Below are 15,943 nucleotides of genomic sequence, written 5' to 3' on the forward strand. Positions count from 1 at the left end.
ACCGGCCAAACGGTCGGTTGCCGCTTGCCAGTCCCGCCGAATGTGGGCAGGCTCTTGCGATGTCCAGATTTCCCTCGCAGCTTTCCGGTTTCGCCTTTGTCAGCGAGCCGTTGGAGCGCGCCGATACCCTGCGCGATGACGCCGATGCGTTGTTGCGGTTGTGGCCGGACGCGCGCGTATTGGTCCTCGATCCCGATGGCACGGCCCTGGCCGGCGATGACGGTCAGCCACTGCCATTGACCGGCGCCGATCTCGGCGGCGGGCCCGGCACCGCGATCTTCCTCGGCCTGCGCGGCGAGCAGGCGTGGTTCTCGCTGGAGGCCGCCGCCGTGACGGTGGCCGCGCCGCAGCGCGTGGATCTGCGCCAGTCGGCCGCGACCTGGTCCATCGCCGATTCCACCGCCTTCTGCTACGCCCGTGGCATGTCCTACTGGCAGTCGCGCACCCGCTTCTGCGGGGTGTGCGGTGGCGCGGTGACCTTCAGCCGGGGCGGCTTCGTCGGCCGGTGTGGCCAGTGCGCCACCGAACACTACCCGCGCGTGGACCCGGCGGTGATCGTGGCGGTAGAAAACCAGGGCCGGCTGCTGCTCGGTCGCCAGGCGAACTGGGCCCCGCGCCGTTACTCGGTGCTGGCCGGTTTCGTGGAGCCGGGCGAATCGCTGGAGCAGACCGTGGTCCGCGAGGTGTTCGAAGAGAGCCGGGTGCGTGTGCGCGAGTGCCGCTACCTGGGCACGCAGCCGTGGCCGTTCCCCGGCGCGCTGATGCTGGGCTTCGCGGCGACGGCCGAAGACGACGTGCCCACCGTGAACGGCGAGCTGGAAGATGCACGCTGGTTCACCGCCGAGGAAGTAGGAGCGGCCCTGGCCCGCGACGTGGAGGATGACGGCGAAGGCATCCGTCTGTCCCCGCCCATCTCGATCTCGCGCAGCCTGATCGAGCACTGGTACCGCCAGCAGGTGGCCTGACCGTCGCCCGCCGTTGCCGCAGGCTGAACACGCGGCGCGGTACATTACCAACGGCCCGGGGAATTGCCGGGCCGCAAGGCATAGTAGCGGCGCGTTCCACGTCCCGAGCCGGAGGCTTACATGTTCACCACCCTGGTCGCCGTGCTGGTTGCCTTGGCCTTGGGCCATGTTGCGCCTGGCGTGGCCGTCGCGCTGCGGCGGTTCGGCCTGTACCGGCGCTGGCTGCAGTGGCTGGACCGGCACGCTGCCGAAGGCGGCCTCTGGCGCGGCCGCAAGGGCGCCTGGCTGGCCGTGCTGCCGTTCGTGGCGGTGCTGGGCATGCTGCAGTGGCTGTTCGATGGCCGCGTCTACGGCCTGCCGTCGCTGCTGCTGGGCGTGCTGGTACTGGTGATGTGCTGGGGCCCGCGCGATCTGGACCGCGATGTCGAGGCGGTGATCGACGCGGATGACGCCCACGCGCGGCACCTGGGCATCGCACAGCTGCAATCGGCCGGTGGCAGCCTGCACGAAGACGTGCCCTCGCTGGTCGAGGCGACCGTGCTCAACGCGCTGCGGCGCTGGTTCGCGGTGCTGTTCTGGTTCCTGCTGCTGGGCCCGGTCGGCGCGCTGCTGTATCGCCTGCTGGCCTTGCTGGCGGTCGGCCCCATGCGCTCGCTGGCCAGCGTGGAAGCGGTCGCCGGTGCACGCGTGGTGCTGGCCTGGCTGGAGTGGCCGGTCGCGCAGCTGATGTCGCTGTCGATGGCACTGGTCGGCAACTTTGATACCGCGTTCAAGGCCTGGCGCGAAGCGCACGGCAATCAATGGTCGGCCTCCACGCACTTCCTCGGTGCGGTCGCGCGGGCAAGCGTGAGCGCCGAGCTGCGTGAGGACGCGCACGATTACAGTGATGCGGGGATGGTGCCGGTGTGGCGTCGTCTGCCGGAGCTGCGCGATGCGATGAGCCTGGTGTGGCGCATGCTGCTGCTGTGGATGGCGGTGCTGGCGTTGCTGGTGATCGCCGGCTGGGTCACCTAGCAGTTATAGGATCAGCCCGGTGCCAACCAGGTAAACGGCACCCACGGCAGGTTGCGTGCGATCCAGTACGCGGGCAGCAGGATCAGCCAGAAGGCGGGCTTCATCAGCAGCGTGATCAGCGGCTGCAGCACGCGCGGGCGCCAGCCCAGCGCCCAACCGAGTACCAGCGGGGCGATGGCCAGCATCAGCATGGCCAGGGGGTTCATCGAGAACGCGGTGACCACATCGCCGTGGGCCAGCGCGTGCAGTGCACGCGTCAACCCGCAGCCGATGCAGTAATACCCGGTGACCGTCAGAAAGCTGCACGGCGGGAACGGACTGCTGGCGCTGTTGGGGTCGTAGTGCCGCAGCACCCAGAACCCCGCACCGGCCGCCAGTGCGGCCGGTGGCAACAACGCCAGCAACCAGCGCTTGCCGTGCAGCGCGATCATCAGCTGTTGCTTTCGATCTGCTGCTGGAACTGCTGCATCTGCTCCATGTAACCGTCCACGCCCATGAAGGCCAGCGAGATCACGAACAGCACGACGCCGGCGATCAGGAAGCCGGTGGTGACCCAGGCCCAGATCTTGGCGTTCTTGGAAGCACGACGTGCGCCTTCCAGGTCGCCCTGGTTGAGCAGGCCGTTGACCTTGCTGGCGAACACGATCGCGACCACGCCGGTGACGATGCCCGGGAAACTCAGGCACGACAGGCAGCACACGAAGAACGCCAGGATGGTGACGACGATCGACCAGATCAGGTGGTTCGGGATGCTGCCCGGGGCGGGCGGCAGTGGGGCGGTGGCATTCATCAGCGAAACTCCATTTGCTTGGGTGGGTGTGGACGCACGAGGTGTCCCGGGCGGTAATCTAACCGATGTCCCTGTCTCTATGTATACGGTTACATGCAGACAGGGCGGGGCTCAGGCCTGATCGCCCCGCAGCTGTCGCACCTGGGCTTCCAGCATGGGGGCGGTGGCGGCCTCGCCCGCGATCGGCGCAGAGGCGACCACCTCCACATGCGCGCGGAAGCGGCGTGGCACTCGCATGCGGCCCAAACGCGTGTCGCGCCGGCTCCACATGCTCGTCCACATTCCCCGCAGTGCCATCGGCACCACCGGCACCGGGCGACGTTCGAGAATCTTCTCCACGCCCGATTTGAACGCGCCCATCTGCCCATCGCGGGTCAACGCGCCCTCGGGGAAGATGCACACCAGTTCGCCCTCGGCCAGCGCCTTGTCCACCTCATCGAACGCGGCCTGCATCAACGCAGGATCCTCGCGCGCGCCGGCGATGGGAATCGCCTTGGCGGTGCGGAAGATCCAGCGCATCACCGGGATGTTGAAGATCTTGTAGTACATGACGAAACGCACCGGGCGCGGGATCGTCGCCGACAGGATCAGCGCGTCCATGTAGCTGACGTGGTTGCACACGATCAGCGCAGCACCTTCGTCCGGTACGTTGGCCTCGATCCCATGCGGGCGCAGCCGGTACAGCGTGCGCACCATCACCCAGCTGAGGAAGCGCATCAGGAATTCGGGCACGATGGTGAAGATGTAGATCGACACCACGGCATTGGCGATCGCCAGCGCCAGGAACAGCTGCGGGATGGTCCAGTCCAGCACGCGCTGGGTAAGCAGGCCAAGACCCGCAGCGAGCACGATGAAGCCGGAATTCTGGATGTTGAGCGCAGCGAACACGCGCGACATTTCCGACTTGGCCGTGCGGCTCTGGATCAGCGCGAACAACGGCACCACGAAGAAGCCGGTGAACAGGCCGATGCCGATCAGATCGATGATGATGCGCGCGCTGCCCGGGGCCTGCACGAACTGCCAGATCGACAGCCCGGCCACGGCAGCCTCGCCGACGCGGGCGAAGTACAGGTCGAGCATGAAGGCGGTCATGCCGAACGCACCCAGCGGCACCAGGCCGATTTCCACGGTTCGCCCGGACAGCTTCTCGCACAGCAGCGAGCCGGTGCCGGTGCCGAGTGAGAACAGCGCCAGCGCGAAGATGTAGAGCAGGGAGCCGCCGCCCAGGTTGACCTCGGCATACGTGGGCAGCTGCGAGGTGAGCATGGTGCCGACGAACCAGAACCAGGACACGCCCAGGATCGCATTGCGCACGGCTTTCTGCTTCTTGGCCATGCGCAGTACCGCGAGCGACTCGGGCAGCGGGTTCCAGTTGATCTTCAGGTCCGGCGCGCCCGCATCGACCTTGGGAATCATCCGTGCGGTCAGGTTGCCCGCGATGGCGAGCACGATCACCGCAGTGGCCGCCACGATCGGCCCATGGCTGCCGGACAGGGCGAAGATCAGGCCGCCGGCGATCATTCCGGACAGGATCGACAGTGAGGTGCCCATCTCGACCAGGCCGTTGCCGCCGGTCAGCTCTTCTGGCTTGAGGATGGAAGGCAGCACCGAGTACTTCACGGGCCCGAACAGGGTGGACTGCATGCCGGTGCAGAACAGCGCGACCAGCAGCACCGGCATGCTCTCGGTCAGGAAACCAAGCGCGGCCAGCGACATGATCGCGATTTCCATGGTCGTGGTGATCACGATCAGTCGCGATTTCTCCAGCTTCTCCGCGATCTGGCCGGCCAGCGCCGAGAACAGGAAGTACGGCAGGATGAAGATCGCCGGCGCCAGGTTGGTATACAGCGAGCGCTCTTCGATCGGCGTGCCGAGGAAGAACAGCAGCGCGATGATGGCCTGGCGGTAGACGTTGTCGTTGAACGCGCCCAGCGACTGGACGATGAAAAACGGCAGGAAACGGCGTTGCCTGAGCAGAGCGAACTGACTATGGCCGGACATGAAGACTCCTTGCGAACCGGCGCAGCCTAGCATTCTCCCTGTTGGCGCAGCATGGCAGGGCCGGCGAATGTCCCGGCCGGATTCAGCGCAGCGTCCGGGCGGCCTCGTTGGCGGCGCCGCGCAGCTTGGGCAGCAGGCGCAACATCAGCCCCATCTGGGTGCGGATCAGCTGCAGCTTGGGCGGCATGTCGTCCGTCATCTGCTCCAGCTGCTCGGCCAGGGCGCGATCGCCCTCGTTGGCGTCTTCGGCCACCGGCTGGCGCTGCTGCAGCGCGTTGGCGATCTGCTGCATGGCCTGCTGCACCCGTTCGCCGCCGGACAGCGCCAGCGGATCCTGGCCGTAGCTGTCCAGCTGGGTGCGGTGGGCGCCCAGTGCGGAGAGATGGCCGAGCAGGGTGTTGGACAGCGCCAGGAAGCGGAAGCCGGCATCCAGGTTGCGGCGCACGTGGCCGGGCTCGCGCAGCATGTTCGACAAGGCCGTGGACAGTGCCGCGTCGGCGTTGTGCATGTCGCGCCGTGCAATGCGGTAGGCCAGGTCGTCCTGCATGCCGCTGCCGTACTGGCCCAGCACCGCGTGCAGGTACTTGGCACAGTTGTCGAGCACGCGCGCCATCACCAGGTTCAGGCGCCGGCCCTGCCAGTCGGGCAGGATCAGGAACGCGGCCGCCGCGGCGATCGCACAGCCCAGCAGCGTATCCACCAGGCGCGGCCAGATGAGCAGGAAGCCATCGCCGATCAGGTTGAAGCAGGTCAGCGCCATCACCGTGATCGCCGCCGAGGCCACCAGGTAGCGATCGCTGCGGGTGAAGAAGAACAGCAGTGCCGACAGCAGCGCGATCAGCAGTTCGATGCGCAGGTCCTGGAACAGCTGCATCAGCGCCCAGGTCAGGACCAGACCGATCAGCGTGCCGGCGATCCGCTGCGCAAGGCGCTGGCGGGTCGCACCGAAATGCGGGCGGCACACGAACACAATGGTGAGCAGTACCCACGAGCCGTTCTGGGCGTTGAACAGCCGGATCGCGGCGAACCCGACGATCAGCGCCAGCGCCATGCGCAGGCCATGCCGGAACAGCACCGAGCCGGGGGTGAGCTGCTGGCGGATGCGCACGCCCATTTCGCGCAGGGTGTGCGGGTTGGTATCGCGCAGGCGGGTATCGACGTTGTCCAGGGTGGACTCGGACTTCTCGGCCTCGGACAGGCGCCGCTCGATGCTCTGCAGGTTATGGCCGAGCAGCTCCAGCGAGGCCAGCAGACGCTGCCACTGCGGATTGTGCTGGGCGCGCAGCCAGCTCAGCGAATCGGTGAGATCGGCGGTGGCCTGTTTGGTGCGCTCGCCGTACTGGAACGGCTGGCGCAGGCGGATCGCCTGGCCAAGGTTGGCGCAGGCCTCACCCTGCAGCGCGAGCAGGCGCTGGCAGCGGTACAGCACGTCGCTGTGGAAAAACGCCTCGGTCAATGCGCCGTAGGGGTAGTGCGAGGAGCTGGCGCGCTCATGGAAGTCCTGGGCCATGTAATACAGGCGCAGGTACAGGCCGGACTGCACGCCGGGCCGGCCGGAGCGGCCGAAGCGTGCCAGGATCGCGGTCTTGGCGATGTTCAGCGCTTCGACCACGCGCCGGTTCTGTTCGGCCAGCGCCAGCTGGCGCTTCTGCACGTCGGCATCGCGGACCGGTTCGAACAGATCGGCCTTGAGCTGCAGGTAGCGGCCCAGTTCGATGTACAGCCGGGCCACGCGCTCGCGCACCGGCCGGTTGGCGAACAGGGTGGTCCATAGGATCGAAAGCAGGCCGTACCAGGCCGCGCCCGCCAGCAGGTGGCTGACCGCGCTGATCGACTGGGCCAGATCCGCGCTGCCGTGCTGTTCCAGGCCGATCATTGTGTAGATCGCGAGGGTCACCGTGGCCTGCGCGATCGAGGCGTAGCGCTCGCCCAGGCCGCCCAGCAGGGTCAGCCCGAACGTCGCGGCGGCCAGCGCGGTGATGAACCACCACGGATGCGGGAACAGCACCACCACGGCGGCTGCGGCTGCCACGAAGCACAGCAGTGACAGCGCCACCGATTTGATCCGGCCCCACCAGTTGTCGTCGGTCTCGGCGATCGCGCTGGCGATGATGCCCAGGAACACGCCGGGCAGCGCAGGCAGCTGGTCCAGGTACCAGCACAGCCCCATCGCCGCGGACAACGCGATGAACACCCGCAGGCCATAGCTGGCCTTTTCATGCGCCCACAGGCGGCTGACGCGGGTTTCGAACGAAGGCATGGCGACTCGGTGGCAGGCAGGCCACCATTATTGCCGGAGCGGGGTGAAGGGGACACCTCTGTCTGCGGGGCCGGTGCAATTTACATATCGAACCGCACGCTCACCGCGAAGGTGCGCGGCAGGCCGACGCCTGCGTTCGACCAGTACTTCTTGTTGGCGAGGTTCTCCACGCCGGCGCGCCAGGTGACGGGGTGGCCGGCGGCCTGCATGCGGTAGCCGACGCCGGCGTTGACCAGGGTGTAGCCGGGCAGCTTGAGCGTGTTGTCGGCGTCGTAGTAGACGTCACCGTAGTAGCGGGCCAGTGCGTACACGCTCAGGCCCTCGATCTGCGCGATGCTGTAGTCGGCGTGCAGCACGCCCTGCCAGCGGGCGGCGCCGGCGGTGCGGTTGCCTTCCTGGGCGACGCTGTCGGGGGAGAGCTTGTCGTAGGTCGGGTCCAGCCAGGTCACGCCACCACCGAGGGTGAAGGCATCGGTCAGGCGCACATCGCCACTGACTTCCACGCCTTCGTACAGGGTGATGCCGTCCTGCACCAGCCGCTTGCCGGCGGGCGTGATCAGGTCGATGTTGGCGCCCCGCTCCAATCGGAAGGCGGCGGCATTGGCGCTCCAGCGCGGATACTCGATCTTCGCGCCGATCTCGACCTGCTTGCTGATGGTGGGGTCGAGCACGTCGCCGGCATTGATGTAATCGCTGCCCACGCGGCTGCCGGCTTCCAGCGATTCGACGTAGCTGGCATACAGCGTCACGGCATCGGCCGGCTTGTACATCAGGGAGTAGGTCGGGGTAACCGGATAGGTGTGGTACGCGCCCTTGTTTTCGAAGTCGTTGTAGCGCGCGCCGGCCAGCACCGACCAGCCGTCGGCGAAGCTGACGGTGTCGCTCACGAATACCGCCTGCTGCACGGTCTCGCTGCCGCGGCTGAGCACGCGCGAGCCGACCGCATCGTGGCGCAGCGTCGGACGCTGATAGAGGTTGCCGCGGCCGAGGGTGTTCCACTCGTACGGGCGGTCCCAGCCCAGGCCGGTCTGGTGGGAGACGCCGGCAACGACCTGGTGCGACAGCGGGCCGGTCTGGAAGCGGCCCTGCACGATGGCCTGGGCCAGCTTCCACTCGCTCTTGCCGCCGAGCTCGTAGGTGTTGACGTCGTAGTCGCCGTTGACGTCATCGATGTAGGCGAAGATCTTGTTGACGTCGTTCCACGAGGTGGTCACGCCATAGCTCAGGCTGGCCTTCCAGTCGCTGTTGATCTGCCAGTTCAAGGCGGTGGAGAGCAGGCTGGAACGGGTGTCGTAGTAGCTGCCATCGATGCTGTTGTCGATGTCGCCGGCCAGCGGGCGCGGCAGCTCGGTCAGGCCGATGAAGTAGTACTGCGGGGATTCGTTGCTGAGATCGCGTGACTGGAACACGCCGTCGAAGGTCCAGGTGAGGCGGTCGCTCAGACGCGCATCCAGCGACAGTGCGCCGACCTTGCGATTCACCTCGCCGCCGTTGAAGGTCTCGCCTTTCTCCTGATACGCATTGAAGCGGTAGCCGAACATGTCCTCGTTGCCGAAGCGTCCGCCCACATCGACCTGGCCGCTGACGATGCCCGCCTCGCGCCAGCCGAGCTGTGCCGACAGCGTGGTGACCTCGGTGGGCTTCTTGGTGACGTAGTTGACGATGCCACCGGGCTGGCCGAAGCCATACATGAAGCCACCGGGACCCTTCAGCAGTTCCACCTGCTCCATCACTTCCAGCGGCCACTCGGTGCCCCACGAAGAGACCTGCAGGCCGTTGACGCGGTAGCTGTCGTAGCTCAGATCGATGCCGCGGTTGCGGATCGGCGAGCTCCAGCCACTGGCGTAAGCGCTGACCTGGGTGACCACGGACGGATCGGTGAGGAAGGCCTCGCCCAGCGAGACCACCTGGCGCTTCTCGATGTCCTCGCGCCCCACCACCGAGATCGCGAAGGGGGTATCGCGCACGGCGCGGTCGCCCAGCGCGCCGGTGTCGGTATGGGTGCGTTCGGCGGTGACCTTGATCGCATCCAGGTCGGTGGCCAAGCGCGCCCGGGCGGCGCCGTCGGGCGTGGACTGGGCATGCGCAGCGCAGGCCGCGGCAAGGGAAAGGGCGAGCAGGGCCGGGCGCAGGGCACGGACACGGCAGCCCGGCACCACGGCCGGGAGCAAAGACACAGACTGGCGCATGTTGTGGGGGTCCTCCGCGGACAGCAGCACACCGTCCGCGATCAGAAGAAAGCGGAAAAGGAGGGGTGGCTGAGTCGTCAGGCTGGCCGGGGAACCGGGAGCGGGGCAGCGCGCTGGGGCAATGCAGGACCGTGGCTGATGCGAATTGTTCTCTTTTAGGCCGGAAGCGTCAATCCGGCGGGGTGCCGACCCACGGTCGGCACCTGCCTGCATGAACCACGTTCAGTGCAGGCGTGCCGCCGTCAACGCGCGGCCGCGGCGCGCTTCAACGCACGCTTCTCGCGGCGCCGCGCCCGACGGGCCACCCAGCGCTCGCGCAGGCACGAGAAGATCACGTACAGCGCCGGAGTGCTGAGCAGCGTCAGGCTCTGCGAGAACAGCAGGCCGCCGATCATCGCGATGCCCAGCGGGCGGCGCAGTTCGGAACCTTCGCCCAGGCCGATCGCCAACGGCACCGCCGCCAGGATCGCCACCATGCTGGTCATCATGATCGGGCGGAAGCGCACGATGCTGGCCTCGCGTGCGGCCTCCAGCGGCGTCTTGCCGTGCTCGCGCTGCGCCACCACGGCGAAGTCGATCATCATGATCGCGTTCTTCTTGACGATGCCGATCAGCAGTACCAGCGCGATCATCGAGATCACCGACAGCTCGGTGTTGGTGCCATACAGCGCCAGCAGCGCGCCCACGCCCGCCGCCGGCAGCGTGGACAGGATGGTGACGGGGTGGATCAGGCTTTCGTACAGCATGCCCAGCACCAGGTAGACGGTGATGATCGCCGCCATCACCAGGATGAGCATCGCCATCGGGTCCGAATCGAAGCCGAAGCCTGCGTCCTCGGCCAGGCGGATGTCACCGGGCATGCGCATGCCGTTGACCGTGCTGTCGATGATGGCCTTGGCCTCGCCCATGCTGGTGCCGGGGGCGAGGTTGTAGCTCAGCTCCATCGTGGTGTACTGGTTTTCGTGGGTGATCTGCGACGGCGCCAGGCCCGGCACCTGCTCGGCCACCGCCGTGATCGGCACCATTTCGCCATTGCCGGCCCGCACGTAGATCTGGTCCAGCGCTCCGGGTGTTGCGGTCTGCTCGGGCAGTGCGTTGACCACCACGCTGTACTGGTTGATGTCCGAGTAGATCGTGGAGATCTGGCGCTGGCCGAAGGCGCCGTACAGCGCGCCGTCGATGGCACCGACCGAGACGCCGAGGCGTGCGGCCTTGGCCCGGTCGATCACGATGTTCTGGCGCAGGCCGGCAGCGTCCACGTCGGTGCCGACGTCGGCCAGCTTCGGGTTCTTCTTCAGTGCGGCCTGCAGCTTGGGCAGCCATTCCTGCAGCTGGGCCAGGTCGTTGCCCTGCAGCGAGACGCGGTACTGCGCACCCTGGCTGGCACCGCCGCCATCGTTGCTGGGCAGATCCTGGATGGCGCGCAGGCGCAGCTGCAGATCGGGGTAGCGGTCGGCCTTGGCGCTCAGCCGCGCCAGCGCCTGTGCGGTCGTTTCGCGGCGGCCATCCTTGCGGGACTTGAGTTCCACATTGAACTGCGCGCTGGAGCCCTGGCGGCCACTGCCCAGGCGTACACCCACGGTCTTCACCGCCGGGTCGGCCATCAGCATGTCGGTGATGCGGCGCTGGCGGTTGACCATGTCCTCGAAGGAGACCGTGGCGCTGGAATTGGCGCGGCCCCAGATCAGGCCCGTATCCTGTGCCGGGAACGCGCCCTTCTTGACCGCGCCGAACAGGAAGATGGTCGCGCCGATCAGCAGCAGCGGGGTCAGCGACAGCAGCAGTGCGTGGCGCAGCGAGAAGTCGAGCAGCTTCACGTAGATCCGCAGCATGCGGTCGTGGCCGGCATCGAGCAGGCGGCCGAAGCGGCTCGGTTCGCCCGCATCGGCATGCGCGCTCAGGAAGCGGCTGCACAGCGCCGGGGTCAGGGTCAGCGAGATGATCATCGAGACCACGATCGCCGCGACCAGAGTGACGGTGAACTCGCGGAAGAACGCGCCCATCATGCCTTCGGCAAACAGCAGCGGGATGAACACCGCCACCAGCGAGGCGGTGATCGAGACGATGGTAAAGCCGATCTCGCGCGCACCGGTGAGGGCGGCCTGCATGCGCGGCATGCCCTCGTCGAGGTGGCGCATGATGTTCTCGATCACCACGATCGCATCGTCGACCACGAAGCCGATCGCGATCACCAGCGCCAGCAGGCTCAGGTTGTTCAGGGTGAAGCCCAGCACGTACATCACCAGTGCCGCGCCGGCCAGCGACAACGGCACGGTCACCGCGGCGATCAGGGTCGGGGCGAGCCGCCGCAGGAACAGCGCCATGGTCAGCACCACCATCGCCAGCGCGATCAGCAGCGTGATCTGCACTTCGTGCAGCGAGGAGCGGATGGTCGGGGTGCGGTCGAAATACGGGGTGAGCGTGGTGCCCGGTTCCAGATAGTCGCGCAGGGTCGGGATCTGCGCCTTCACCCGATCCACGGTCTCCACGATGTTGGCGCCGGCGCGGGTGAACACGTACATCACTACCGCCGGTTTGTGGTTGAACCACGCGGCCTGGTAGGCGTCCTGCTGCCCGTCGTAGACGTTGGCGATGTCCTGCAGGCGGATCACGCGGCCGTTGTCGGCGGTCTTGATCACCAGCTGGGCGAAGTCCGCCGCGCGCGCCACCGAGTCGTTGGCGATGATCGCGGTGGTGGTGTTGCCATCGGTCAGGAAGCCGGTCGGCGAGGTCACGTTGGCCGCACGCACCGCATTGCGCAGGTCATCGGCGGTCAAGCCGAGCGCGTTCATCAGGCGCAGGTTCACGTCCACGCGCACGGCGGGCGTGGACGCACCGGCGATATCCACCGAGGACACGCCGGTGATCTGGCGGATGCGCTGGGCCAGCAACGAGTCGGCCACGTTGTAGAGATCATCGGCCGACTGCGTTTCCGAGGTCAGGGCGATCGCGATGACCGGGTCATCGTTCGGGTTCGCCTTCTGGAACATCGGCGTGCCCAGCCCGGCGGGCAGGTCGGACTGGGCCGAGTTGATCGCGGTCTGCACGTCCAGCGCGGCCGAATCGATGTCGCGGTCGCTCTGGAAGATCATGAAGACCAGCGAGCTGCCTTCCGAACTGGACGAGCGCATGCGGTCGATGCCCGGCAACTGGCCAAGGTGGCGCTCCAGCGGCGCGGTCACCGTGGAGGCCATCGTCGTGGCGTCCGCGCCGGCCTGGTTGGCGTGCACGAAGATCACCGGGATCTGGATGTTCGGCAGCGCCGAGACACCCAGCTGCAGGTAGCAGATCACGCCCACCACGAACAGGCCGATGGCCAGCAGGGCGGTGCCGATCGGGCGGCGGATGAACGGACCGGAGATGTTCATCGACCACCTCCGCAGCGGTCTGCGGTGCTCATCCTCACGCCTGCGGCTCCTGCACCGGGCCGTGGCCATGACGCAGCGCGCGCTGTTCGCGGCGCTGGCGCAGGCGCTCGGAGAAACGCTCCATGTACAGATAGATCACCGGCGTCGTGTACAGCGTGACCAGCTGCGAGAGCAGCAGGCCGCCGACGATGGCGATGCCCAGCGGGCGGCGCAGTTCCGAGCCGATGCCGGTGCCCAGCGCCAGTGGCAATGCACCGAGCATCGCGGCAGCGGTGGTCATCATGATCGGGCGGAAGCGCAGCAGGCACGCGCGACGGATCGCCTCATGCGCGTTCGCACCGGTGCGCCGGGCCTCGATTGCGAAGTCCACCATCATGATGCCGTTCTTCTTGACGATGCCGATCAGCAGCACGATGCCGACGATGCCGTCCACCGACAACGGCAGGCCGCACACCATCAGCGCGAGCAGCGCGCCCACGCCGGCCGGCGGCAGGGTGGAGATGATGGTGAAGGGGTGGATGTAGCTCTCATACAGCACGCCCAGCACGATGTAGATCAGCACCAGCGAGGCCAGCAGCAGCCACACCACATCGGTCTGGCTGCCAGTGAACTCGGCGGCCTTGCCGATGAACTGTGCGTGCACCTGCGAGGGCATCTCCAGGCCCGCCTTGGTCTCTTCGATCGCCTTGACCGCATCGGACAGGGAATAGCCCGGTGCGATGTTGAACGACACCGTGACCGCCGGCAGTTGCTGCTGATGGCTGACCACCAGCGGGGTGCTGGTGACCTTGCTCTCGGCCAGGGCGGCCAGCGGGATGATGTTGCCGGCACCGACTGGAATGCCGGTGTTCTGCGCGCCGATGCCGGTGGCGGTGGAGGAGTTGGACGAGGTGACCTGGCCGAAGTTGGTGGCGTTGCTGCCAGTCAGCGCGCCCGCGCCATTGGAGGCTACCGCCAGCTGGTTCATCAGCGCGGTACTGGTGCGGAATTCCGGGGCCACTTCCAGCACCACGCGGTACTGGTTGAGCTCGGTGAAGATGGTGGAGATCTGACGCTGGCCAAAGGCGTCGTACAGGGTGTCGTCGATGGTCTGCATCGGCACGCCGAGCACGCTGGCCTTGTCGCGGTCGATGGTCAGTTCGAGTGCGCGGCCCTGGTTGGACAGATTGTTGTCCACGTCGGCCAGCTCCGGGCGCTGGCGCAGCGCCTCGGTCAGGCGGGTGGCCTGCAGCGCGACCTGGGCGCTGTCCACGTCCGACAGCGAGTACTGGTACTCGGTCGCGGCCACGCGGGTATCCAGGGTGACGTCCTGCACCGGCTTGAGGTACAGCGCCACGCCGGGGATGCCGGCCACGGCCTTCTGCAGACGCGGCAGGATCTCCTCCAGCCCATCGCGGTCGCCGCGCTCCTTGAGCACGATCGACAGCTGGCCCTGATTGAGCGTGGGGTTCATGGTGCCGGCGCCGATGAAGGCCGAGACACCGGTCACTGCCGGGTCGCTGCGCAGCGCTTCGGCCACGGCCTTGGTGCGCTGCTCCATCTGCGGGAAGGCGATGTTCTGGTCGGCCTGCACCACGCCGGTGATCAGGCCGGTGTCCTGCTCGGGCAGCAGGCCTTTGGGAATCACCAGGTACAGCACCACGGTCAGCACCAGCGCGCCGGCAGCGACGGCCAGGGTCAGCGGCTGGTGGTCCAGCACCCAGTCCAGGCTGCGTTCGTACAGGCCCACGGTGCGCGACCACACGGTGGTCTTCCCTGCGGCGGCCGCCCGCTCGTGCGCGTCTTCGCCCTCGGGCAGCGCATCGGGCTTGAGCAGGTAGGCGCACATCATCGGGGTCAGCGTCAGCGAGATCAGCATCGACAGCGTCACCGCGATGCTCAGCACCCAGGCGAATTCGTGGAACAGGCGGCCGGTGACGCCGGGCATCAGCAGCAGCGGCAGGAACACCGCCACCAGCGAAATCGTCAGCGAGAGCACGGTGAAGCCGATCTGCTGCGCACCGATCTCGGCCGCTTCGGGTCCGCTCTTGCCCTGTTCGATGTAACGCACGATGTTCTCGATCATCACGATCGCATCGTCGACCACGAAGCCGGTGGCCACCACCAGCGCCATCAGCGAGAGGTTGTCCAGCGACATCCCGGCGAACGCCATCACACCGAAGGTGCCGGCCAGTGACAGCGGCACCGCCACCGAGGGAATGATGGTCGCCCACAAGCGGCGCAGGAACACGAAGATCACCGCGACCACCAGGCCGATGGTGAGGATCAGGGTGAACTGCACTTCATGCACCGAGGCACGGATGGTCTCGGTACGGTCGTTGAAAATTTCCAGATGCACGTCGGCCGGCAGCACGTTCTGCAGCTGCGGCAGCAACGCGCGGATGCGCTCGACGGTCTGCACGATGTTCGCGCCCGGCTGGCGGCGCACTTCCAGCAGCACGGCCGGCTTGCCATCGGCCCATGCGGCCAGCTGGTCGTTCTCCACGCCATCGACCACGTTGGCGACATCGGATAGGCGCACCGGGCGGCCGTTCTTGTAGCTGATGATGGTGTCGCGATACTCGGCGGCGCTGGTCAGCTGGTCGTTGGTGCCGATCGAGTAAGACTGGGTCTTGCCGTTGAGCGAGCCCTTGGGCGCGTTGACGTTGGCCTGGGTGAGCGCGCTTCGCAGCTCTTCCAGGGTCAGGCCCATGTTGGACAGCTGCGCCGGGTTGACCTGGATGCGCACGGCCGGGCGCACGTTGCCGGCGATCGAGACCAGGCCCACGCCCTGAACCTGCGACAGGCGCTGGGCGAGGATGGAGTCGGCGTAATTGTTGACGTCGCGCAGCGGGCGCGTGTCGGAGGTGAGCTTGAGGGTGACGATGGCCGCGTCGGCCGGATTCACCCGGTTGTAGACCGGCTGGTAGGGCAGCGAGGAGGGCAGGGTGGCCTGGCGGATCGCGGCCTGCACATCCTGCGCGGCGATGTCGATATCGCGGTCCATCGAGAACTGCAGGATGATCGTGGACAGCCCTGCCGACGAATCGGAGGTCATGATCTCCAGCCCGGAAATCTGCCCGAACTGGCGCTCCAGCGGCGTGGTTACCAGCGACGCCATGGTGACCGCGTTGGCACCGGGATACTGCGTGGTCACCACCAGGCTCGGCGCATCGATCTCGGGCAGCGCCGACACCGGCAGCTGGCGGTAACCGAGGATGCCGAGCAGCAGCAGGCCCGCCATCAGCAGCGAGGTGGCGATCGGGCGGCGGATGAAAATCGTCGAAAAGCCCACGGGCGGGTCCTTGCTGGTGCGTCGTGCTGCGTTGGATCAGGCGAACGCCGGCATGTAAGCCGGCGTCAGGAACGTAGGGCGG

General features: G+C 67.2%; 9 protein-coding genes. 2 read left to right on the top strand and 7 right to left on the bottom strand.

The window, feature by feature from the left end; genetic code table 11:
• The first annotated feature begins 59 nt into the window (after nucleotides 1-59).
• Nucleotides 60-965, top strand: a complete 906-nt coding sequence (nudC, locus tag AC13F7_RS01245) for an NAD(+) diphosphatase (protein WP_482998986.1) — start codon at nucleotides 60-62, stop codon at nucleotides 963-965.
• 120 nt (nucleotides 966-1,085) lie between these two features.
• Entirely contained in the window at nucleotides 1,086-1,979 is an 894-nt protein-coding gene (gene ampE / locus AC13F7_RS01250) for a regulatory signaling modulator protein AmpE (protein WP_481467124.1), read from the top strand.
• Nucleotides 1,980-1,990: 11 nt separating this feature from the next.
• Here the strand turns inward: ampE and AC13F7_RS01255 are convergent, their stop codons facing one another.
• The 7 genes from AC13F7_RS01255 to AC13F7_RS01285 form a co-directional block, all read right to left on the bottom strand.
• Nucleotides 1,991-2,410, bottom strand: a complete 420-nt coding sequence (locus AC13F7_RS01255) for a DUF2752 domain-containing protein (RefSeq protein ID WP_482998987.1) — start codon at nucleotides 2,408-2,410, stop codon at nucleotides 1,991-1,993.
• Nucleotides 2,410-2,769 carry a CD225/dispanin family protein gene (locus tag AC13F7_RS01260; protein WP_123729974.1) on the bottom strand — a complete coding sequence of 120 codons (360 nt, stop codon included), beginning with the start codon at nucleotides 2,767-2,769 and terminating at the stop codon, nucleotides 2,410-2,412. Before AC13F7_RS01260 ends, AC13F7_RS01255 begins: the two co-directional genes overlap by 1 nt.
• A 111-nt stretch (nucleotides 2,770-2,880) precedes the next feature.
• A complete protein-coding gene (locus tag AC13F7_RS01265) occupies nucleotides 2,881-4,770 on the bottom strand; it encodes an MFS transporter (RefSeq protein ID WP_482998988.1) in 1,890 nt (629 codons plus the stop codon).
• Between the two features lie 82 nt (nucleotides 4,771-4,852).
• On the bottom strand, nucleotides 4,853-7,030 hold the full coding sequence (gene yccS / locus AC13F7_RS01270; protein ID WP_482998989.1) for a YccS family putative transporter: 2,178 nt from the start codon (nucleotides 7,028-7,030) through the stop codon (nucleotides 4,853-4,855).
• 80 nt (nucleotides 7,031-7,110) lie between these two features.
• On the bottom strand, nucleotides 7,111-9,219 hold the full coding sequence (locus AC13F7_RS01275; RefSeq protein ID WP_482998990.1) for a TonB-dependent siderophore receptor: 2,109 nt from the start codon (nucleotides 9,217-9,219) through the stop codon (nucleotides 7,111-7,113).
• Between the two features lie 242 nt (nucleotides 9,220-9,461).
• The gene (locus AC13F7_RS01280) at nucleotides 9,462-12,587 is read right to left on the bottom strand and encodes an efflux RND transporter permease subunit (RefSeq protein ID WP_482998991.1); all 3,126 of its coding nucleotides are present in this window, start codon (nucleotides 12,585-12,587) and stop codon (nucleotides 9,462-9,464) included.
• 34 nt (nucleotides 12,588-12,621) lie between these two features.
• Complete coding sequence (locus tag AC13F7_RS01285) at nucleotides 12,622-15,861, bottom strand: efflux RND transporter permease subunit (RefSeq protein ID WP_482998992.1); 3,240 nt, start codon at nucleotides 15,859-15,861, stop codon at nucleotides 12,622-12,624.
• Nucleotides 15,862-15,943 lie beyond the last annotated feature (82 nt).

Source organism: Stenotrophomonas sp. K-6, assembly GCF_056861555.1.

Excerpts from the sequence above, each read along its gene's own strand:
- AC13F7_RS01265 (WP_482998988.1), bottom strand. The coding sequence starts at position 4,770 with ATGTCCGGCCATAGTCAGTTCGCTCTGCTCAGGCAACGCCGTTTCCTG.
- AC13F7_RS01260 (WP_123729974.1), bottom strand. The coding sequence starts at position 2,769 with ATGAATGCCACCGCCCCACTGCCGCCCGCCCCGGGCAGCATCCCGAAC.
- AC13F7_RS01255 (WP_482998987.1), bottom strand. The coding sequence starts at position 2,410 with ATGATCGCGCTGCACGGCAAGCGCTGGTTGCTGGCGTTGTTGCCACCG.
- ampE (WP_481467124.1), top strand. The coding sequence starts at position 1,086 with ATGTTCACCACCCTGGTCGCCGTGCTGGTTGCCTTGGCCTTGGGCCAT.
- AC13F7_RS01275 (WP_482998990.1), bottom strand. The coding sequence starts at position 9,219 with ATGCGCCAGTCTGTGTCTTTGCTCCCGGCCGTGGTGCCGGGCTGCCGT.
- nudC (WP_482998986.1), top strand. The coding sequence starts at position 60 with ATGTCCAGATTTCCCTCGCAGCTTTCCGGTTTCGCCTTTGTCAGCGAG.
- AC13F7_RS01280 (WP_482998991.1), bottom strand. The coding sequence starts at position 12,587 with ATGAACATCTCCGGTCCGTTCATCCGCCGCCCGATCGGCACCGCCCTG.
- yccS (WP_482998989.1), bottom strand. The coding sequence starts at position 7,030 with ATGCCTTCGTTCGAAACCCGCGTCAGCCGCCTGTGGGCGCATGAAAAG.